At 43.8% G+C, this 20,375-nt stretch carries 21 protein-coding genes; 17 read left to right on the forward strand and 4 right to left on the reverse strand.

Features of this window, described 5'->3' with window-relative positions; genetic code table 11:
* Positions 1 to 232 precede the first annotated feature (232 nt).
* A complete protein-coding gene (locus E0F88_RS34610) occupies positions 233 to 367 on the forward strand; it encodes a hypothetical protein (protein WP_262709912.1) in 135 nt (44 codons plus the stop codon).
* 487 nt (positions 368 to 854) lie between these two features.
* Here the strand turns inward: E0F88_RS34610 and E0F88_RS34440 are convergent, their stop codons facing one another.
* Positions 855 to 1,316, reverse strand: a complete 462-nt coding sequence (locus tag E0F88_RS34440) for a VOC family protein (RefSeq protein WP_220466404.1) — start codon at positions 1,314 to 1,316, stop codon at positions 855 to 857.
* 232 nt (positions 1,317 to 1,548) lie between these two features.
* Here E0F88_RS34440 and E0F88_RS34130 point away from each other — a divergent pair, with 232 nt between their 5' ends.
* Entirely contained in the window at positions 1,549 to 1,725 is a 177-nt protein-coding gene (locus E0F88_RS34130; RefSeq protein WP_220466405.1) for a hypothetical protein, read from the forward strand.
* 59 nt (positions 1,726 to 1,784) lie between these two features.
* On the opposite strand, the gene E0F88_RS30800 is transcribed toward E0F88_RS34130, so the two are convergent.
* Positions 1,785 to 2,405, reverse strand: coding sequence for a hypothetical protein (locus E0F88_RS30800; RefSeq protein WP_131962172.1), 621 nt, complete (start codon positions 2,403 to 2,405; stop codon positions 1,785 to 1,787).
* Between the two features lie 395 nt (positions 2,406 to 2,800).
* On the opposite strand from E0F88_RS30800, the gene E0F88_RS30805 reads away from it, so the two are divergent.
* The 8 genes from E0F88_RS30805 (at position 2,801) to E0F88_RS30840 (ending at position 15,200) form a co-directional block, all read left to right on the forward strand.
* Positions 2,801 to 3,124, forward strand: coding sequence for a DUF6660 family protein (locus E0F88_RS30805; RefSeq protein WP_131962174.1), 324 nt, complete (start codon positions 2,801 to 2,803; stop codon positions 3,122 to 3,124).
* A 92-nt stretch (positions 3,125 to 3,216) separates the two neighbouring features.
* On the forward strand, positions 3,217 to 7,605 hold the full coding sequence (locus E0F88_RS30810) for a CusA/CzcA family heavy metal efflux RND transporter (protein ID WP_131962176.1): 4,389 nt from the start codon (positions 3,217 to 3,219) through the stop codon (positions 7,603 to 7,605).
* A 55-nt stretch (positions 7,606 to 7,660) separates the two neighbouring features.
* Positions 7,661 to 8,848 (forward strand): efflux RND transporter periplasmic adaptor subunit, encoded by a 1,188-nt coding sequence (locus E0F88_RS30815; protein ID WP_131962178.1) that lies wholly within the window; start codon positions 7,661 to 7,663, stop codon positions 8,846 to 8,848.
* Between the two features lie 46 nt (positions 8,849 to 8,894).
* Entirely contained in the window at positions 8,895 to 10,991 is a 2,097-nt protein-coding gene (locus tag E0F88_RS30820; protein ID WP_131962180.1) for a heavy metal translocating P-type ATPase, read from the forward strand.
* Positions 10,992 to 11,039: 48 nt separating this feature from the next.
* Positions 11,040 to 11,765: a ZIP family metal transporter gene (locus E0F88_RS30825; RefSeq protein ID WP_131962182.1), complete on the forward strand. Its 726-nt coding sequence runs from the start codon at positions 11,040 to 11,042 to the stop codon at positions 11,763 to 11,765.
* A 30-nt stretch (positions 11,766 to 11,795) separates the two neighbouring features.
* Positions 11,796 to 12,470 (forward strand): DUF1345 domain-containing protein, encoded by a 675-nt coding sequence (locus tag E0F88_RS30830; RefSeq protein WP_131962184.1) that lies wholly within the window; start codon positions 11,796 to 11,798, stop codon positions 12,468 to 12,470.
* A 52-nt stretch (positions 12,471 to 12,522) separates the two neighbouring features.
* Positions 12,523 to 14,748, forward strand: a complete 2,226-nt coding sequence (locus E0F88_RS30835; RefSeq protein ID WP_131962186.1) for an FG-GAP-like repeat-containing protein — start codon at positions 12,523 to 12,525, stop codon at positions 14,746 to 14,748.
* A 53-nt stretch (positions 14,749 to 14,801) separates the two neighbouring features.
* Positions 14,802 to 15,200 (forward strand): hypothetical protein, encoded by a 399-nt coding sequence (locus E0F88_RS30840; protein ID WP_131962188.1) that lies wholly within the window; start codon positions 14,802 to 14,804, stop codon positions 15,198 to 15,200.
* Positions 15,201 to 15,294: 94 nt separating this feature from the next.
* On the opposite strand, the gene E0F88_RS34925 is transcribed toward E0F88_RS30840, so the two are convergent.
* Positions 15,295 to 16,203: an IS982 family transposase gene (locus tag E0F88_RS34925; RefSeq protein WP_131962189.1), complete on the reverse strand. Its 909-nt coding sequence runs from the start codon at positions 16,201 to 16,203 to the stop codon at positions 15,295 to 15,297.
* Between the two features lie 612 nt (positions 16,204 to 16,815).
* On the opposite strand from E0F88_RS34925, the gene E0F88_RS30850 reads away from it, so the two are divergent.
* The 7 genes from E0F88_RS30850 (at position 16,816) to E0F88_RS30880 (ending at position 19,850) form a co-directional block, all read left to right on the forward strand.
* Positions 16,816 to 17,037: a hypothetical protein gene (locus E0F88_RS30850; RefSeq protein ID WP_131962191.1), complete on the forward strand. Its 222-nt coding sequence runs from the start codon at positions 16,816 to 16,818 to the stop codon at positions 17,035 to 17,037.
* A 154-nt stretch (positions 17,038 to 17,191) separates the two neighbouring features.
* Entirely contained in the window at positions 17,192 to 17,476 is a 285-nt protein-coding gene (locus E0F88_RS30855) for a hypothetical protein (RefSeq protein WP_131962193.1), read from the forward strand.
* Positions 17,477 to 17,726: 250 nt separating this feature from the next.
* Positions 17,727 to 17,903, forward strand: a complete 177-nt coding sequence (locus E0F88_RS33860) for a hypothetical protein (protein ID WP_165940196.1) — start codon at positions 17,727 to 17,729, stop codon at positions 17,901 to 17,903.
* 321 nt (positions 17,904 to 18,224) lie between these two features.
* On the forward strand, positions 18,225 to 18,620 hold the full coding sequence (locus tag E0F88_RS30865; RefSeq protein ID WP_131962195.1) for an ArsR/SmtB family transcription factor: 396 nt from the start codon (positions 18,225 to 18,227) through the stop codon (positions 18,618 to 18,620).
* Positions 18,617 to 19,213, forward strand: a complete 597-nt coding sequence (merTP, locus tag E0F88_RS30870; protein WP_131962197.1) for a mercuric transport protein MerTP — start codon at positions 18,617 to 18,619, stop codon at positions 19,211 to 19,213. The genes E0F88_RS30865 and merTP overlap by 4 nt, the downstream gene beginning before the upstream one ends.
* Complete coding sequence (locus E0F88_RS34445) at positions 19,210 to 19,419, forward strand: GDCCVxC domain-containing (seleno)protein (protein ID WP_131962199.1); 210 nt, start codon at positions 19,210 to 19,212, stop codon at positions 19,417 to 19,419. The genes merTP and E0F88_RS34445 overlap by 4 nt, the downstream gene beginning before the upstream one ends.
* A 20-nt stretch (positions 19,420 to 19,439) precedes the next feature.
* Positions 19,440 to 19,850, forward strand: a complete 411-nt coding sequence (locus tag E0F88_RS30880) for a VOC family protein (protein ID WP_131962201.1) — start codon at positions 19,440 to 19,442, stop codon at positions 19,848 to 19,850.
* A gap of 315 nt (positions 19,851 to 20,165) precedes the next feature.
* Here the strand turns inward: E0F88_RS30880 and E0F88_RS30885 are convergent.
* Positions 20,166 to 20,375 (reverse strand): ATP-binding protein (locus E0F88_RS30885; RefSeq protein WP_165940169.1); only part of this gene is annotated, 210 nt, incomplete at its 5' end.

Genomic DNA, 20,375 nt, shown 5'->3' on the forward strand with positions numbered 1-20,375 from the left:
TTTCTCAATTTGTTATTCATTAATCTATTTGGCAGCTAACTTATTGAGACGGCCGCGCTTTAGCATTCCAAAATTTTTGCCAAAAAGTGGCTCTGGGAATGCCCTGTCCTTGGCTCAAGTATATCCTTCGCGTGTTAAAAGGGGAAAGGGCTATCTCAGTGTTTTTCATGAGTAATCTTTTTGGATTTGAACGTAAACCGGAGAGCATCTAGCGTGCAAGCTGCCCATGTGCATGGCGCCCATAAATAAGATGCTTGGGTTGCCCGATCAGCAGGGAGCCATAAATCCCCAGATGTCCCGAAAAGAAATAGGTGATAATACAGGCGATGGCTACATAGACACTACATTCAGCACCTTATCAACTTAAAGCGCTTTTAGGTGATTTATGTAACAATTTGAAAGAGAGGACATTCCTTATTTTGTGGAAGCTTTATCGGGTATCGAAACACCAGCAAAGTAAGGTTGTTTTTGATAGGGTGTCGATCAAAGATTGCCTTTTTTAAGACCGGATTGCCCAATACTGTCTAGTAGTAAACCGCTCTTTGTGTAAATAAGGTACCAGTCGGAAGAGATCACGTCTATTATGGTGCCTTTGCCAGCTCACCGAAAAACAAAAAGATGAAAATAGGTAAGCTGGTCAAAGGTCTTAATTTCCAAGGAAAGCTCACTATATGGGAAGAAAATAAACGTTGAGAATATATGCGAAGATATTGTCTTACAGCTACTTTCACAAGCTAGCGATATTAAAGTTTTGTAAATTCGATTCTGGAATCATTATTTAAATCTCTTTTGCCTTTGGAGGACAGGGGATGCAGTCAATCTTGGAGCGCTCACGCGTGATCCAATTCATAATACTAGGTTAACGGCTTAAAGATTTCCCAATGATGACCAAAAGGATCTACCAGATGGCCCAATCTGTACCCGTAATCCTGATCGGCGACGGGATAGATAATTAATGCGCCCGCTTCTACTGCACGTGCAAATAACTGGTCAGGATCTACGACCTGCAATCCAATCCGGACAGGTGTGCCGTGCAATTTCTCAGGGCTGAAATGGTTATACTCTTCCGACTCATCTGCAACAACAAACCTTGCGCCCATAATCTCCATTTCGGCGACTGTAGATCCATCTGAATCAGTGTTGGACATAAGAACAGTGGCACCAAATGCTTTTTGATAAAATGCGATGGCGCCAGAGCAATTTCTTACTGTTAGTGTGGGTACGATGACTGCCAAATGCGAGCCGTGTTGATGTAAGTTCATAATTTCTTTTTGCCACAATAGTATGCTAAAAACTTTGAAAACAGTAACCGTCATATATTAGGTCAACCCAAGTGGATATCGGCTTAATGGCCGATACTAAAACAAGGCTCATTTTTGTAACCGCTTAGAGCTGCCTAAAATTCGGTGGTATAAATGTACTTTGAGGGTTTTTCCGTTAATACGAGCAACACGCCAATTTGAACTGTATGGCACTTTTAATTACAGTTATAAAAAGGGTATGCCACCTTAAATTGAACAGTCGTTAGGCAAGTGATCATTTTTTTAGATGAATTCATCAATGGGCATAACCGAGCTTGCGCATTTTGTTCTTCCACTATTAACAAAAGAGCCTTATGGATATTTCCCCGGTATGACAAGAGTGATTGTACTTGCGCCGCTTGCGTGGTGGGGGATGTACCGGCTTTCAGGAAAGCTAGTTTTAAAATTGATTCTTCATTCATAAAAATGTTTTGTTCAGCTTTCCTGATTTTGGGTATGCATATGCTGTTTTATGATCTTGGTTTATAATTCTGTAAAAAAATTAAACACAGCAAGACAAATCAGCGTCAGACCTGTGATGAGCTGCTCGTTATGTTGTAGCCAATGAATGTTAAGCCTTTTTATACCATGATGACCTAACCAAACCATAAGGAGCATACCGGTAATGGTAAGAAAATTATAAATAACAATGATTGTTGCCACGGCTGGCCAGCCGATGGCCCCGGCACTCAGGAAATAAGCGCTGATTTCGAAGCAGGGAGAAAGAAACATCATGATGGCAAGGGAAAACAAAAGTTGTTTGTAAGTTTTACCATTCATTACTTTTTCATTAATGTGACTATGATCGTGTGCACGATAATGCTGCATGATAAACCAAGCTCCCAACCCTAAAAGAAGTATGGGGACAATTGTTGATGAAATAATATACTGATTATTGGATAGCTGAAAGCCAGCAAAACTTGCCAATAGACCAAAAATGGTGGTGCTGATTGTGTGCGCTATACCAGCCAGGAAGGTAGTTTTTAATATATGCGGAAGGTCCCATCCTTGTGCTTTTCCAATTGTAATGAAGGGAAGCCAATGACTGGGGATCAGCGCATGAATAAGGCTTAGGGCAATGCTGCCCAAAATGATCTGGTTCATTGTTAGGGCTTTTTCCGGAGGATAAACTTGATTGATGCTTCCATTGACGACGAAACAAAGTCGTCGGTCTTTTGTGTTATTTCCAGTGCACAAGGAAAAAATGCCTGAATTTTAGAAAAATTGCAATTAGTATTACTGCTGTTAGCAGGTAGCTGAAAATCATCATCAATGTTGTTGGTTTAGGTAAGTTTGTGTTTTTAACATACCCTCTATATGGGGATTTTTTTGGTTTTCCCCGGTTTGAGGTACTTGGAATAACCTTATTGCCTTTCATTTCTTGCCGCTTTTAAAGATTGTAATCTTTCTGCTAAACATATATATCGTATCCAATATTACAGGATGGTTAATTCATTTTTGACTACCTGTTGCATTTTTATTTGGATTACCTTTGCCCTATGACGCGAATTATTTTAATCGTACTGGCCATTTACACAGCTGCACTTTCCTGCATTCCTTGCAAGGACCAGGTGTCACCGGCCTGGTATAGCAGTACCGTTAAGATGGTTAAAGCGGAAACAGAACGTCAGAAGCCAATAGATGTTGATCTCTGTACGCCGTTTTGTACATGCAGCTGCTGTGCAGGCGTGTCCTTACAGCAGGAGATTGCTTACTTGCCAGATAAAAGCAGCTTTTCCACATTTGGAGATATCGCTTTTGCATACCTTTCTCGCACGCATATCGGCGATTTAACATCCATTTGGCAGCCGCCAAGGGCTTAGTTTACCTGTATTTTTAAGATTTGGCTTTGACTGAAGCGACCAGGATCCTGGTCGCCAGCATAAGCTCATTCATACACGTAAGCTAAAATCTAATGTTAGATAAAATCATTCATTTTTCAATTCACAATAAGCTGATCATTGGCATTTTTACCCTTGCCCTAACGATCTGGGGGATTTATTCGTTGACCCAGCTACCCATTGATGCAGTACCTGACATTACCAATAACCAGGTCCAGGTGATTACTGCCAGCCCCTCGCTGGCAGCACAGGAAGTGGAAAGGCTGGTTACTTTTCCCGTAGAAACAGCCATGGCTACAATCCCCGGCACCGAAGAAATCCGTTCTATTTCAAGGTTTGGGCTTTCGGTTGTCACGATAGTCTTTAAAGATAATATTGATGTTTATTGGGCAAGGCAGCAGGTTTCAGAGCGCCTTCAGACTGCGGTTGAACAGATACCGCCTGGCGCTGGTTCCCCCGAGCTAGGGCCGGTTTCAACAGGCCTGGGTGAAATTTATCAGTATGTCTTGCATACAAAAAAGGGTTACGAGAAAAAATACCCTCCTATGGAGCTTAGAAGTATCCAGGACTGGATTGTTCGCAGGCAGTTGCTTGGCACCGAAGGAGTAGCCGATGTGAGCAGTTTTGGCGGGTTTTTAAAGCAATATGAGATTGCGATCGATCCCTTTAAGTTAAGAAGTGCCCAGATCTCAATGGCTGAAATTTTTGCTGCCCTTGAACAAAATAACCAGAACACCGGAGGGGCGTACATTGACAAAAAACCCAATGCCTATTTTATCAGAAGCGAAGGGCTCATCGGGAGCCTAAAGGATATTGAAAAGATACAGGTCAAAACCAACCCAAATGGGCTTCCGGTATTGGTCGGTGACATAGCAACCGTACAGTTTGGCAGCGCCGTGCGTTACGGGGCAATGACACGCAACGATGAAGGTGAAGTGGTAGGCGGGCTTGTGCTGATGCTGAAGGGGGCCAATTCTTCAAAGGTAATCGGTAAAGTAAAGGAAAGGGTAGAGCAGATCCGCAAATCGCTGCCGGAAGGTGTGGTGATCGAGCCATTCCTTGACCGCACCAAATTGGTTAACAACGCCATTCATACCGTTTCAAAAAACCTGATAGAAGGTGCTTTGATCGTCATTTTTGTGCTTATCCTTCTTTTAGGAAACCTAAGGGCGGGGCTCGTTGTGGCATCGGTCATCCCGCTAGCAATGCTGTTTGCTGTCAGTATGATGAACTTATTCGGTGTCTCTGGCAATTTGATGAGTTTGGGTGCGATTGACTTTGGTCTCATTGTCGATGGTGCAGTGATCATTGTAGAAGCAACACTGCACCATATCGTAGGAAAGAAATATACCCACCGGCTTTCACAGGATGAAATGGACAGGGAAGTTTACGAATCCGCTTCTAAAATCAGGAATTCGGCTGCATTTGGTGAAATTATTATTTTGATTGTTTACCTGCCGATCCTTGCGCTGGTGGGCATAGAAGGTAAAATGTTCCGTCCTATGGCCCAGACCGTAAGTTTTGCGATCCTGGGCGCATTCATTCTTTCCCTTACCTACGTGCCGATGGTTTCCGCGCTGTTTTTAAGCAAGAAGAATGAGCATAAGGCGAATATTTCCGATAAGATCATTGCTTTTTTCCATAGGTTGTACGTACCTGCACTGGCTTTCGCTCTGCGTCAGAGGCTCATTATTGTAACGGGTGCGTTTGCCCTTTTTGGGATCAGCCTTTGGATCTTTCTAAATATGGGCGGTGAGTTCATCCCGCAGCTTGACGAAGGTGATTTTGCCATTGAGATGCGCGTTCTGACCGGGAGCTCGCTTTCTGAAACCGTTGACGCTGCCCAGAAAGCCGCGGGCGTGCTTAGGAAAAATTTCCCTGACGAGGTGGTGGAAGTGGTAGGGAAAATCGGGTCCTCTGAAATTCCGACAGACCCTATGCCCGTTGAAGCAGGCGATGTGATGGTCATTTTAAAAGAGAAATCAGAATGGACAAAGGCCGCTGGCCGCGAAGAGCTCGCAGAAAAGATGCAGGAAACTCTTACCCAGACCATTCCAGGGGTAACATTCGGATTTCAGCAGCCGATCCAGATGCGTTTTAACGAGTTGATGACCGGTGTCAAGCAGGATGTTGCCATTAAAATTTTTGGAGAAGACCTGGATGTGCTGGCTGAGCAGGCCGCCAAACTAGGAAAACTGGTCAGCTCCGTGAATGGGGCCGAAGATTTATATGTCGAAGCGGTAAGCGGGCTCCCGCAGATCGTTGTAGGTTTTGACCGCGACCGCTTGTCCAGGTTTGGCATTACGATCGAAGATGCCAACAGGACACTCAACACAGCTTTTGCCGGAAGCAGCGCGGGGCTGGTCTACGAAGGGGAAAGAAGATTTGACCTTGTTGTAAGGCTCAATAATGCGAGCCGCCGTACATTGGATGATGTCAGCGCCTTATTTATTACTTCCCCGACGGGTCAGCAGGTACCACTTGACCAGGTAGCAACGGTAGAAATGAAAAATGGTGCCAACCAGATTCAACGTGAAGACGCTAAACGCCGTATTACGGTCGCGTTTAATGTACGTGGTCGGGATGTAGAAAGTATTGTAAAGGAAATCCAGGCCAAGGTTGACAGCCAGTTAAAACTTCCTACCGGCTACTATGCGACATACGGTGGCCAGTTCCAGAATCTGCAAGAAGCAAGCACACGTTTAAGCATTGCGGTCCCGATTGCTCTGTTACTGATTTTTGTACTGCTGTTCTTTACATTTAATTCTCTTAGACAAAGCCTGTTGATATTGACTGCCATCCCACTATCAGCAATTGGCGGAATATTTGCGTTGTGGCTCAGGGAGATGCCTTTCAGTATTTCGGCGGGTATTGGCTTTATTGCCCTTTTTGGCGTTGCGGTACTCAACGGGATTGTACTGATCGGCGAGTTTAATTTTTTAAGGAAGGAAGGGGAAACCGATCTTCGAAAGGTCATCTTCCAGGGCACTGAAACCAGGTTACGCCCGGTATTGATGACTGCCCTTGTTGCATCTCTTGGTTTTCTGCCCATGGCACTTTCATCGAGTTCGGGAGCTGAGGTGCAGCGTCCCCTTGCCACCGTGGTAATCGGAGGCCTTGTTTCTGCAACGCTTTTGACATTGCTTGTGCTGCCGGTGCTTTACCTGATTTTCGAAACACGATTTGGTAAGGCCGCTGTGGTCAAACCCTTGTCGTTAATCCTGTTGGTGGTAGGTGCATGTATATGCGCACCATCAGCCAAGGCACAGGATTCGACCGGCCTGGGTAGAAAGATTTCACTATCCAAAGCTATTGAGGAAGCTGCTGCTAAAAACCTTGAAATCAAATCAGGTGTTTACCAGATTGATGTCCAAAAGGCTTTGCTGGGAACGGCGCGCGACCTTGCCAAAACTGACGTTTCATGGATGGGCGGGCAGTATAACAGCCGAAAATTTGATAACCAGTTTAATGTAAACCAGACACTGCCGCATCCAGGTGTGACTGCCAGAAGAAGGGCCTTGTTATCTGAACAGGTAAATGGTATCCAGACCAGGCTTGAAGTAACAAAAAACGAACTGGTCCGTCAGGTTAAAAGTACTTATTACAGTTTGTTACTGGTCGAAAAACAAAGGGACCTGCTTCAACAGGAAAGATTGCGCGCACTACGCTTTGTGAAAGCCGCAGAGCTCCGCTTTAAAACCGGCGAGGCAAATCAGCTCGAGTCTTCGGTCGCCCAAAGCGAGCTAGGCGACATCGAATCGCGCATCATACAGAACCAGGGGGATAAGCTAAACCTGCAAAAACAGCTGCAGACACTGATTTATAGCTCAGATCGTGTTGAGCCTGATGTAGATACACTGACAAGACGGAGTCTGGCTGGCCTGACACTGGATACTTCCGGGATCAACAGCAACCCCTATCTGAAATTTTTGCAGCAGCAAATCATTATTGATCAGCGTACAACCGCATTCCAGCGCACAGCTCTTCTGCCGGATTTCAATATCGGATATTCCAATCAGTCCTTGATCGGAACGCAGACCTTCAATGGGAATGATGTGTATTACGGGAGTGGGAAACGTTTTCACGCCTTTCAATTTGGGGTTTCTATACCGATCTTTAACGGAGCTTCCCGCGCACGCATCAAAGCCTCCGAGCTTAACGAAAAAGTGATCCGCAACCAGCTTGATTTGAACAGCCTACAGTTAACCAGTGCGCTCCAGCAAGCCATACAAACTTATCAGAGCGCAGACCAGAGCCTGAATTTATATGAGCAGAATACATTGGTTTTGGCCGACGTGATCCGCAATAATGCCACCAGGGCTTATGAAGGTGGTGATATTGGCTATGTAGAATTCGCCCAGGCACTAGGCCGCGCATTGAATATCAAATCTACATATTTGAACCTTCTGGACTCTTATAACCAGTCAGTTATAGAGATTGAATTCCTGTTAAACAGACAATAAAATCAGTGCAAAAATTAGATCGTAAATCATGGTTTATATAGAAATGTTAATCAAAATGAAAAATATCATAGTTGTTTTATTTCTTCTGGCAGTTTTATCCTCTTGTAGTAAATCTGAGGGAGAAAAACCGGAAACCACTCAGCAAGCGCCAAAGGAGGACGAAAAAGAGGCAGAGGCCAGTACGGTTGAACTCACAAAAGCCCAGTACGAAACTGCCGGGATAGAGATCGGGACGACAACAACCCGAAACATTAGCGAAGTGGTGACTGCAAACGGTAAAATTGATATTCCGCCACAAAACCTGGTCAGCATCTCGGCCCCAATGGGTGGTTTTGTAAGAAAAACGGAGCTGTTGCAGGGTATGAAAGTAAAAAAAGGGCAGATTTTAGCCACAATAGAAAATCCTGATTTTATCCAGATACAACAGGATTACCTGGAAACGCAAAGCAAACTGGAATATGCGCAGCTGGAATTCAAACGTCAGACTGAGCTTAGCAAGGAGAATATTAATGCGCAGAAAGTCCTGCAACAAGCAAGTTCTGAGGTTAAAACACAGAAAGCGCGGCTTGAAGGCTTAACAGAAAGGCTTAAAACTGCCGGGATCAACCTAAAAACACTGGACAACGGGACTATTGTCAACAGTGCTTCGATTTATTCCCCCATCAGCGGCTCGGTTACCACAGTGAATGTCAATATCGGCAAATATGTCAATCCAACTGATGTCATGTTTGAAATCGTGGATACGGACCACTTGCATGTAGAGCTTTCTGTTTTTGAGCAGGATATCCCTAAAATAAGGCTAGGTCAGCTGGTACATTTTACTGTCAGCAATAATGCAGATAAAGAATATACGGCCAAAGTATATCTGATCAATCAAAAGATCAATGAAGACCGCACCGTAAGGGTACATTGCCATCTTAGCAAAGATGAGCCAGGACTTCTCCCCGAAAACTTTGTAAAGGCCATTGTGGAGATAGGGGCCAATCCGGTAAGCGCGCTCCCAGAACAAGCTATTGTTGACTTTGAAGGTAAATCCTACATTTTTATCCAAAATGCTGCGGTAAAAGATTCGACCGGGGCTGGTCTGGCATTCGAGATGACAGAAGTGAACCGGGGCGCATCCGAGAATGGGTTCTCCCAGGTGAAATTTCAGGAGGGGTTTGATGGTAAATCTGCCAAAATTGTTTTGAAAGGTGCTTATGCCTTGCTGGCAAAACTTAAAAATGCAGAGGAAGAAGAATAGATTTTAGTTATGTATGCATTGATCAGAACGCTAATTCTTGAAAAACATGGAAGAGGATAAAAATAACGAGAAGAATAAAGCGGCTGCCGCCAAAGGCAGCAAGCTGGATCCAATCCAGGCCCAGGATCATCAGGGCGATGCGCATGAAGGTCATGAACATGAAAGCCACAAGGAAGGGGAAAGTAAGGAGCATACGCATGAACACGGGGGGATTTTTGGAAAAAATACCGAGCTCATTTTCGCGTTGCTCTGCGGGGCCTGCCTGGGAATAGGGTTTGGGCTTTCCTATGTTGATTCCATCCCAGATTGGGTTAGTTTGGCATTTTATATTGTGGCCTACTTTTTCGGAGGGTTTTTCACCGCTAAAGAGGCGGTTGAAACGATCGCCAAGGGAGGTTTTGAGATTGATTTTTTAATGCTGGTGGCAGCCATTGGTGCAGCTATTCTGGGAGAATGGGCAGAGGGAGCCCTTTTGTTATTCCTGTTTAGTTTAGGTCATGCGCTGGAACACTTCGCGATGGGTAAAGCCAGAAAATCCATTGAAGCCCTGACCAGCCTTGCTCCTTCGGTAGCGCTGGTTTTAAGGGACGGCAAGCAGGAGGAGATCCGCATTGAAGAGTTAAAACTTGGAGATGTCATCATTATCAAACCCAATAGTAAAATCCCGGCAGACGGGGTCGTTGTCAAGGGTGAAGGAAGTGTTAATCAGGCCCCGATCACAGGGGAAAGTGTTCCTGTGGATAAAGTGCCTGTTGCCGATGCGGGCAAAGATTACAGCCAGGATAAGAACATAGAAGCACAGTTCCGGGTTTTCGCCGGAACCATTAACGGCGGGTCGGTTCTGGAAGTGAAAGTGATCAAGGAAGCCAAAGATTCGACCATTTCCCGTCTGGTTAAAATGGTCAATGAAGCAGAAAAACAAAAGTCGCCTACCCAGCTTTTTACGGATAAATTCGAAAAGTATTTTGTACCGGCTGTTTTGGTACTGGTTGCCCTGCTGTGTTTCGCATTCCTGGTCATCGATGAGCCTTTCAGTAAGAGTTTTTACCGGGCGATGTCCGTACTGGTAGCCGCGAGCCCATGCGCGCTTGCCATTTCAACACCCAGTGCTGTGCTGAGCGGGATCGCCCGGGCAGCACGTGGGGGCGTACTGATCAAAGGAGGAGGACCACTTGAAGATCTTGGTGAGCTCACTGCTATTGCGTTCGACAAAACAGGTACGCTGACTGAGGGAAAGCCCAAGTTGACCAACGTTATAGCGCTCAATAATATCAGTGAAGAAGAGCTTTTAAAAATAGCCATTGGTGTAGAGAAACTTAGTGATCACCCGCTTGCAGCTGCCATCGTTAAGGGCGCGGAAGAAAAAATAAAAGGTATCCAGGCAGATGAAGCCAGAAATGTTCAGGCCGTTACCGGCAAAGGAGTGAAAGCAGAGGTGGGTGGAAAGCAGGTCTGGATCGGAAACAAGGCCTTGTTTGAAAACGAAAAAGACGGTATCCCCAAGGATCTGGTCAGCCAGGTAGAAGAGCTCGAAAGAGGCGGACATACTTCAATGCTCGTTAAAAGGGACCGCGATTTTATTGGAATCCTTTCCCTGATGGATGTTCCACGTAAAGAAGCGAAGCATGTGCTGAGCGAGCTGACTACGTTGGGCATCAAGAAAATGGTCATGCTGACCGGCGACAATCAGCAAGTTGCCGAGGCAATTGCCAAACAGATCGGCATTACTGATGCCTGGGGTAATCTGATGCCGGAAAATAAAGTAGACTCGGTTTCAAAACTGGCCGAATCAGAGAAAAAGGTAGCCATGGTAGGCGACGGAGTCAATGACGCTCCGGCAATGGCCAAAAGTACAGTGGGTATTGCAATGGGAGCGGCGGGGTCTGATGTGGCGCTGGAAACTGCTGATATTGCACTGATGGGAGATAAACTCGAAAGCCTTCCCTTTGCCATTGGCCTAAGCCGTAAAGCGCGGAGCATTATTAAACAAAACCTGTGGATTAGTTTGGGTATGGTTGCTGTTTTGATACCGCTTACCATTTTGGGAATTGCCTCGATTGGGCCTGCCGTAATTGCTCATGAGGGATCGACGTTGATCGTTGTTTTTAATGCGCTAAGACTTTTAGCATATAAAAATGACTAAGAAATTTTACCGGTACAAGTGGACCGGTAAGTGAAACAATTCGCTGATATGATCTCTTTGAAAGAAGTCGTTTTTACTTTAATTCCCGTATTGCTGTGGTATATCGGCGGTATGATCGCCTATTTCAAGCCACCAGGTGCGGCATTGAAAAGCATTATCTTGCATTTTGCGGCAGGGGTTGTCTTTTCGGTAGTTGCTGTCGAGCTCCTGCCGGATATGATCAAAATACACGATGCGAAATCAATCATTATTGGCTTTTCGTCCGGAGTGGCAGCCATGCTGCTCATCAAATATTTTACCGGGAAAATCCAGCCAGCTGTAAAAGTAGGAGAAGTAAACGGTTTGCCGTGGGGGGTACTTATAGCCATGGGTATTGATCTGCTGATTGACGGGATACTGCTGGGCATTGGCTTTGCAGCAGGGGAGAAGGAAGGGGTGCTGCTTGCGGTTGCCCTTGCCTTAGAATGTTTATCGCTTGGAATTGCCACAGTTACCTCATTGTCGGGATCATCGCCCTCTAAAAAGGTCATTCATCTTACCCTTCTGGTTATGGCTTTGGTTTTCATTACAGGCGCAGCGCTGGGACTGCTATTACTGCACAATACCTCTGACAAGGTGCTTGAGTTGATACTATCTTTTGGGTCGGCAGCTTTATTGTTTCTGGTCACCGAGGAGCTGCTTGTGGAAGCCCATGAAGAAAAGGAAACCGCTTTTTATACGGCCTCCTTCTTTACTGGTTTCCTGATTTTTATGATCCTGGGAATGATGCTTTGATCATACCACCTTTTTAAACGCTGTACCGCAATGAAATTCATAAACCGTCTGGATGCGCATCATAAATTGTATATAGCTCTTGCAGTTGGATTGATTGCATTTCTACTTGCTTTGGGAGCGTTTTCAAAGCCCGTCCACATTATGGTCACCTGGCTTGCTTATTGTCTTACCAGTCTGGCGCTATCGTGGATAACCATTTTGTCATCTCATCCAGCTGAGGTTAAACACGAAGTCCATGCCCAGGATTCAAGCCGGACGCTGATTTTCTTGTTTGCTGTTGCTGCGGCGTTTGTAAGTCTTTTTGCCATTTTAATTCTCTTACAAGGTACTGGTCAGCAGTCAAAATCGGATCTGACAGCTCATATTTTACTTTCACTGGGCAGTGTCATCAGCTCCTGGTGGCTGGTCCATACCACATTTACTTTGAGGTACGCACATTTATATTACTGTAATATTGAACACGACCTAAAAGGAAAAAATCAAAAGCCAGAGGGCCTTGAATTTCCAAATGAGAAAGAGCCCGACTACCTTGATTTTACCTATTTTTCGTTTGTGATTGGAATGACCTTTCAGGTTTCAGATGTGCAGATTACTTCAAAGCGTATCAGAAGACTAGCGCTAATGCACGGGGTCCTGGCATTTGCATTCAATACGGTTATTGTTGCTTTGAGTATCAATATCGTCTCGGGACTAATGCAAAAATGAGCCTTCGTACCTGATATACCTGTCACAGAGACTAACGTAATGCCTATTAGCCATGAAAATAAAATATATACTCTTTGGCCTAACCATCTCAGCCACAGTTCATGCGCAGCAATCCTGGTTTAAAACCGATACGACTACAAAAGTAAATGTAAAGGGGCGGCAATTGTTAAATCCCTGGGCAGGTGGGCTGAATGCATCACAGTTCTCTAAAATGCATCTAAATGGGGATGGCATTGAAGATCTGGTGGTTTTTGACCGTACCAATAGTAAGGTGACCACATTTGTTGCTATAAATAATGGGTCAGATCCATTGGGACAAGTTTTTTCACATGCCCCGTCTTATGAACTACTATTTCCTGCAATGTACAACTGGATGGTACTGGCAGATTACAATAAGGACGGTCATAAAGATCTTTTCACCAGCTCACCCTTAGGGATTAGCGTCTACCGGCAGCTCAAAGACAGTAACAGCTGGTCATGGCAACTGGTCAGGGAAGGTGTAAGCACCAAAGGTTTTTCTTCAAATCTTAATTTACAGGTATCCGGTGAGGATATCCCTGCAATCGTCGATATTGATGATGACGGGGATCTGGATATTCTGACTTTTGATTATTCAGGCACATTTATAGAACTGCACCAGAATCTGAGCATGGAGCGGTTTGATAGGCCGGATAGTCTGGGTACCCAAGCGGATCCTGTCTATCTTCGGAATGGTGATTGCTGGGGAAATTTTTTCAAGGACAGCAATTTAGACTTTGTATTTGGGGCAGAATGCGGGGTTGTCGATTATTCTGCGGGCCGAATTCTTCATGCGGGAAACGCTATCCTTGTCAATGATTTAAATGGGGATAATTTCAAAGATCTTCTTATCGGCCACGTAAGCAGTGATTATATATCCTTTGTCAGTAATTCCAATGCAGGTCTTATCGCCAACTACACATCGTCCACTAATACCTTTCCTGCGAACGCCCCTGTCTCTATTTCTGTTTTTCCTGCGGCCTTTATGGACGATGTTGATTTTGATGGATTGAAAGACCTGATTGTTGCACCCAATGTCGGATCTTCTGACAACAACTCAGTTGATTTCAAATCATCTAACTGGTATTACAAAAATACAGGCGATGCGCGAAAGCCAGATTTTAAGCTTGTTCAAAAGGACTTCTTACAGGACCAGATGATTGATGTCGGCGAAAATGCGGCGCCCTCTTTTTTTGATGTAGATGGGGACGGTGACCTTGACCTGATAATAGGTACAGGCGGAAATCCCACAAATACAGGCTTCCGTGGAAGTCTGTGGCTTCTAAGGAACACGGGCACAGCCAAAGAGCCCATGTACGAAGTCGAGTCTGAAAATTATTTGGGGTTTTACGAAGCTTTCACCCTCTATAACATCAAACCACAATGGGCTGATTTCAATGGAGACGGGACAATAGACCTGGGGTTTTCATCCGTTTCGTCAGGCAGCTTAAAGCCTGAATTCAGGTATATACCCAATAAAGGAAGGACAGGGATGGCCATGCTGAATATACAAGATGCCATCTTGCTACCCATGCCAACTGATCTACGGATCGGTGACGTCCCTTTTTTCTATGACGGCGACGGGGATGGTGATCTGGACTTATTGATAGGAAAAACACAAGGCAATATCTATTACTATATCAATACTGCGTCAAGGGATCGTTTCGAATTCAAACTACAAACCGATTCTTTCGCAGGGGTCTCACTTAATTTTCAGGGACGTTTTGCGCAGGTATCAGTAGCAGACTTTGATCTGGACGGGCTAGCAGATCTGGTCACTGCCGACCACACGGGCACGGTCCGGATTTTCCATAGCGCGGCTTGGGGGCAGTGGACACAGAGAGAAAGCCTGCTGGTTGAAAATAATGGTTCGTCAACGGCACCCGTTTATGGGAATTACCTTTTTGCCCATGCGGGCGATTATAATGGGGACCGAAAACCAGATATCGCAATAGGCACTAACGCCGGGGGGATAATGTTGCTTAACAATATATTACCTGTTACCCCTCCATTGATAGGGGTGGGCGAGCATCAGGTAGTGGTTTATCCCAACCCGGCTAGCCAGTATATTAAGGTTGTTTCATCTGAAAATTCACTATTAAAGATAGTGAATGTGAAGGGTAGTGTTATTGCAGAAAATATTGTCGTGATGGCAAATATTGAAAAGGAAATATCTTCTTCATTTTGGCCATCCGGATTGTACTTATTGGAATTTGTGGGCAAAACGACCAGCGTGATAAAAAAAATAGTGGTTCAATAACCAGCATGCTGGTAAGCTGTTAAATATAAGCTGATCGGTCTTAATCCATTCGTATGAAATCTATTTGTTTCACCGTGTTGATGGCCATTTTACCATCGTTACTTATCGGCCAGCGCATTTTAAGGTATAGCAACGAATCAAAGCGCGCTACGGGCGATACTCTAATCGAAAAAATTACTCCCCAGCGGTATGGGAGATATGTCCGGATCAGGTATTATGACGGCAGCAAACAGAAATTGTTTAAGGATTCCCTGTGGGGGTACATTGATAAAAAAGGAACGGTGTACCGGATTTATCGTCGTGAGCACTACAAAGTTTTGGAAACCGATGAAATTGGCAAATACGCTTATAAAAAGTACGTGGGTAAGGCTTGGAGGACTTATCCTGCTTATAGTAAAAACCTGGATTCGAGAATCGTAAACAGGAAAAAGAAATTACAAAAGCTTGATTGATATTACTTATGCTGGACAGTCGCGGAATATATGCCAGGTATGGGATTCCTTTTTGATTCATTCTCCTGCTTATATAACTCCACCTGTTGTGCGGTTAGCAAAGGAGAGCATGTTTAATTCTTCCGATCGGCTTACTCGCCAGTGAGTTTATCGCTTTTAGGATTGAGACTGAGGCTATTTTGGAAACAACGCGGGCAAATAACCCCTCAGAAGTCTTTGCATAGTTCCGTTTGAGCAACTGTTGATCGCATAGTTGAGAGAAAAGAGTTTCAATTATTTTACGCGTCTTCCGGCGCTGGTAATTCCACAAGTTTTCGATTTTCATATTTGCCCTCAGCGGGGTAATTATTCTGACGCCTGATTCTCGAAACAATGCAAGTTGTTGACCGGCTGAAATGTAACCTCGATCCGCAAGTAGTTCACATTCAGGTAAATTGTCGTGTTTTAGGAACGGAATATACTGGGAATCATGCATGCTTGCCGTTGTCATACCAGCTGCGAACGGGAAGCCACTTTTGGAGATTACCAGGTGCATTTTAAAGCCGTGGTAGTAATTCTTATGACTTGCATGCCATGCTGTGGAAGGTAGGACCAACTCGTCGTCTCGGCATATTTTTAGACGCTGAATCCGAGGTTTTTGACAAATCGGGACGGGAATGGAATCGATAACATACTCGTTATCATTCTCCGAAAATTGTAGACACACCAACTTCGACAATTGGGCAGTCTTGTCAGAAAGCCTGCGTCGTCTCCTGTTATATGTTGTTCTGTGAACCAGGTCGGGAAACAGTCTAGTATACCCGGATCGAAGCCTTCCAAACAACCAATTTTCGGAATCTAAGGAAAACGATTCAGCTAAGCAAGATAAGGTAATTATCTGTATATCAGACATTTTAGGCTTATTTGGATAGAATTGAAAATTGCCTTCCGCATTGATTTCGTCACGAAAAACTGATTTGGCAATCGCTAAAAATTTGTTGAAATTGGCCTTAAGATTGTGCATGGTTGATACGGTTTGGTACCCATATTAACTTACTGAATTTCAGTGAAATGCACAATCTTTTTCTCTTCAAATTTCAACCGCACAACGGGTATTTTTGTAGGTAATTTCATTTAATATTAGTTGCTGGTTGTCAACAACATTGTCAAAATTAATTTTCAGCCTTCCAGAATCATAAGTGCCCGTTACAGGATCCTTACTCGAGTCAGAGCACCCAGTCAGCATAATTACGTAAAGTGGGAATAAGATTATAGCAGCGAAAAAGGGGGAGTTATTTTTCATATTTATAGTTGGAATAATCAGTGTTTTAATGCTGATCGGTAAATGATATCGATGCTTTTACACTTGGTCAATTTTATAACTGAGATGCAAGGTTGGCAAGTGTGTCAATTTGGAAAAAATTGATTTAAAAGGTCGGCTGTATCTATCAAGATTATATATGGAGCCTTTCAAATGGCTTATTCAACTCATTTAAAGGCAGGCTATTGGAGACAAAGGAATATTTCAAGAAGGTGGTTAAAGCGCTGTAACTAATTGATGTATTTATACTCCAGGTGGGAAATAGTGATTCTTTAAGGCATAGTTTTTGTAGTTATATCGTTAAAAATATAACTTATGGAACATAATCATCATAAAGAAGCCGCTTACCATTTTGGAGAAGCCGCCAAGCATCATCAAAAAGCTCAACAACTACACGAATCAGGTGAGCACGAGCAAGAAACGCATGAAGCTTATTTGGCCTATGGCCACCATAATCTGGCGGACCATCATGCCAAAGCTGCGGCCGAACACCATACGGAAAGGCATCAACAAGGCCATAGCGATCCAATTGCTTGATAACTGGTTTATCACTTAGCTAAAACTAAATAGGTTGTCCACTTTGGACAACCTATTTAGTTTGTATAATCAATGCATAAAAAAGAGTAGGAGAGCCGTTCAGATTCCTACAAAATATGGATAATGGCTGGCTCTGGCATGTCAAATTGTTGTAATGGCAAAATCAAAACGATTTAAAGTGGCTTGTGCTGTCATGCTTATATTTGGGATGGGTGGCTGCGCGATTATGGATTCTCCTAAATACCGACTCTCAGATGGGCACTATAAATCCAGTGCATTTAATGCCCAATCTAAAAAAGTGTATATTGATAATACGGAGGACACTATTTTTGTGTATAGTGTTAATAAACATCCTGGATTGCAAGACACGGTAACGGGCAGGAATCTTTCCCGCAAGCCAGTTCCAGGGCAAGCATTAAGTCTGCATATTTTAGGCTAGTTTTGATATTGATTTCCTGACCATTCCTTTTAAATATCGGCCTACCAGTTCGGGCTTCCCCAATCAATTTAATACCAATCTCAATGGCGCGGTTTATCTAGGGCACCGCAATGATATATATCAACTGTCGTTTCGGAAGACCCCGTTCAATAATTTTCAAAGGGAGACACGCCATTACGGTATCTCTTATGGTGTGTTCACTGGATTTGGTGGCACTGCGATGAATCCGTCGGTGACTAATAATCAGATCTTGAGCGAATACGATGGGCTGGTTTGGGGCAAAGGGATTGCGGGAATTATTGGCATTAACAACTTTACCATCGGGCTGGCAATTGGCTTTGATAATCTGCTTGACAAAAACAAACAAGTATGGATCTATCAGGGTAAGCCTTGGTTAGGACTTGCATTTGGGTTGAATTTAAACTAGATGTTTTGCCCCGGTGCTGAAAGGGAAAATAGATTTGTTGCCTTGCAGATATTAAATATTACCTATTTTTCATCAACAGAGAGTTTAGAAATCCTGATCTGGAAATAGTCTCGTATTGCCTAAATGGCTGCGTCTGGAATTGTGGGTACAGATGTATGTGAGCAGTGCAGGCTGAGAAGCTTCTACTTGCTTTTGGTTAAATGCAGAAATCTTATCAAGCTCCTAGCTTGGTACGTCTTGACTCTGATATCATATTTGCTTAACTGTATTTAAGCAAATACTTAAATATTAACTATATTTGACCGGAATTAGTGGTAAAATATGGTAAGTAGAGAGAAAGAGTTGCCCCAGGTTAATAGCTGTATCCGTTTGTTCGCGGATCAAGAGCAAATCCAAGGGTACAAGGAAACATTGGATGAAATTGAAGACGTTTTTGCCCGGTTAGCCCAGGTTTACGCGCTTGCTGGAAATGATGCTCGGCTAAAAATACTTTATCTTCTCGGGCAGCAGAACGAGCTTTGTCCTTGCGATTTAAGCGATATTTTGCAGATGACGGTCCCTGCTGTTTCTCAGCATCTCCGTAAATTGAGGGATGCCCATCTAGTACGTACCAGAAAGACCGGGCAAACTATCTTTTACTCGATCATGCCTGATCAGGCAAATGTCATCGATCAATTATTTATTCATATTCCCAATCAAAAAAGTGTTGCAGTATGAAAGCGCCCAAAATCACTGCTAATGCCGGTATACTTACTGCATTGGCAAGTTCTGTTTGCTGTATCACACCATTACTGGCCATGGTGGCCGGCACAAGCAGCCTGGCATCAACTTTTGATTGGATCGGGCAAGCTCGCCCCTATTTTATTATCGGAACGGTGTTGATTTTGGGCTTTGCCTGGTATCAGCATTTGAAACCAGTTCCTGAAGTCTCATGTAATTGCGAACCTGAAAGCAAACCATTTATGCAGACCAAAAAATTTTTAAGCCTGGTAACCCTTGCCGCAGTACTGCTCATTACTTTTCCGAGTTATTCAGGACTGGTCTATCAGCAAAATCAAGAAGCACAACAACCTATTTCCAAGAAAGGCCAAACAGCCTTTATAAAGATTAAGGGTATGACTTGTGAAGGGTGTGAGCAGCATATTAAACAGGAAGTCAATAAATTAAAAGGCATACACCAAGTCCAGGTGTCGTATAAAACCGGTAGTGCAGCCGTTAAGTACGACAGTACAAAGACGTCCCTTGCTGAAATCAAAAAGGCAGTCGATGCGACGGGTTATAAAGTCGTTGAAACAACTAGACAGCTATGAATGTAATATTAGAATCAGTAATTAGCTGTCCGCATTGCAATACCAAACGCGTGGAAACAATGCCGGTTGATGCATGTATGTACTTTTATGAGTGCACAAATTGCAAGACGCTGTTAAAGCCCGCTTCTGGCGATTGCTGTGTATTTTGCACGTATGGAACCCAAAAATGTCCTCCGATCCAATTAGATAAGTCGTGCTGTGCTTAAACTAGATAATATCAGTATCTATGAAAATGAAGAAAACGATTCCGGCCCTTCCGGTCCAAAATATTGAAGAGTCCGTTAAATTCTATTCTGAAAAATTAGGTTTCACAGCTCCTTATTATGATGACGGTTTTGCCAAGGTAGTCCGGGACGAAATTGAAATCCATTTATGGGCATCTTCGGATGAAAGCTGGAAGAACAAAGGCTTGGCCCTGGCTGCAGATCCAATTTGCAGTGGGGCCGAAAGTTTTCTGGCAGGCACAGCAAGTTGCCGGATAGAAGTACAGGGTATTGACGAGTTGTACGACGAATATAAAAAGCAAGGTGTTATTTATGACACAGACACTGTTGTGGAAGAGCAGCCATGGGGAGATCGGGAATTTCCGGCATTAGACCACCATCGCAACCTGTTAACTTTTTACGAGCAGATTTAAACAATGACTCCACTGGTAAGGGCTGAGCCTGATAACTTAATATCTTCTGTAAAAACGGCTTTTATCTTTCAAATTGGTATCGTAAAAATTTAGAACCTTCCGGCTATTTTCTTTCTTCCATGATGCGGAGAAATTAGGTATTCCTATGTAACCGCTTTTGACATTCAAAAAAACCGGTGGTTTTTATGTACTCTTTGACCTTTTGATTTTTCTTCCCTTTTAGTTGTGAGTATGGCATTGAAAGTGAGCCACCTTCGGAGCTGCAAACTGAGCCACTTAGAAGAGATATAATCAGTAGCATTACAAAATTAAAAACTAAACTGGATTTTGCTGCATATTCATTCTTACTCTCATTGACTGCCCTTTTAATTCGATACGGTTTGCATGCTGTAAAATTCGATCCATTATGGCATCGCCCAGAGTCGGTTCTGCCAGGTAATCATACCATTTGTTAATCGGTAACTGAGAAGTTATGATAGTCGATGATTTAGCATGCCTGTCTTCAATCAGCTGCATTATTGCCAT

It is taken from the genome of Dyadobacter psychrotolerans, from assembly GCF_004349265.1.
Taxonomy (GTDB): Bacteria; Bacteroidota; Bacteroidia; order Cytophagales; family Spirosomataceae; genus Dyadobacter; species Dyadobacter psychrotolerans.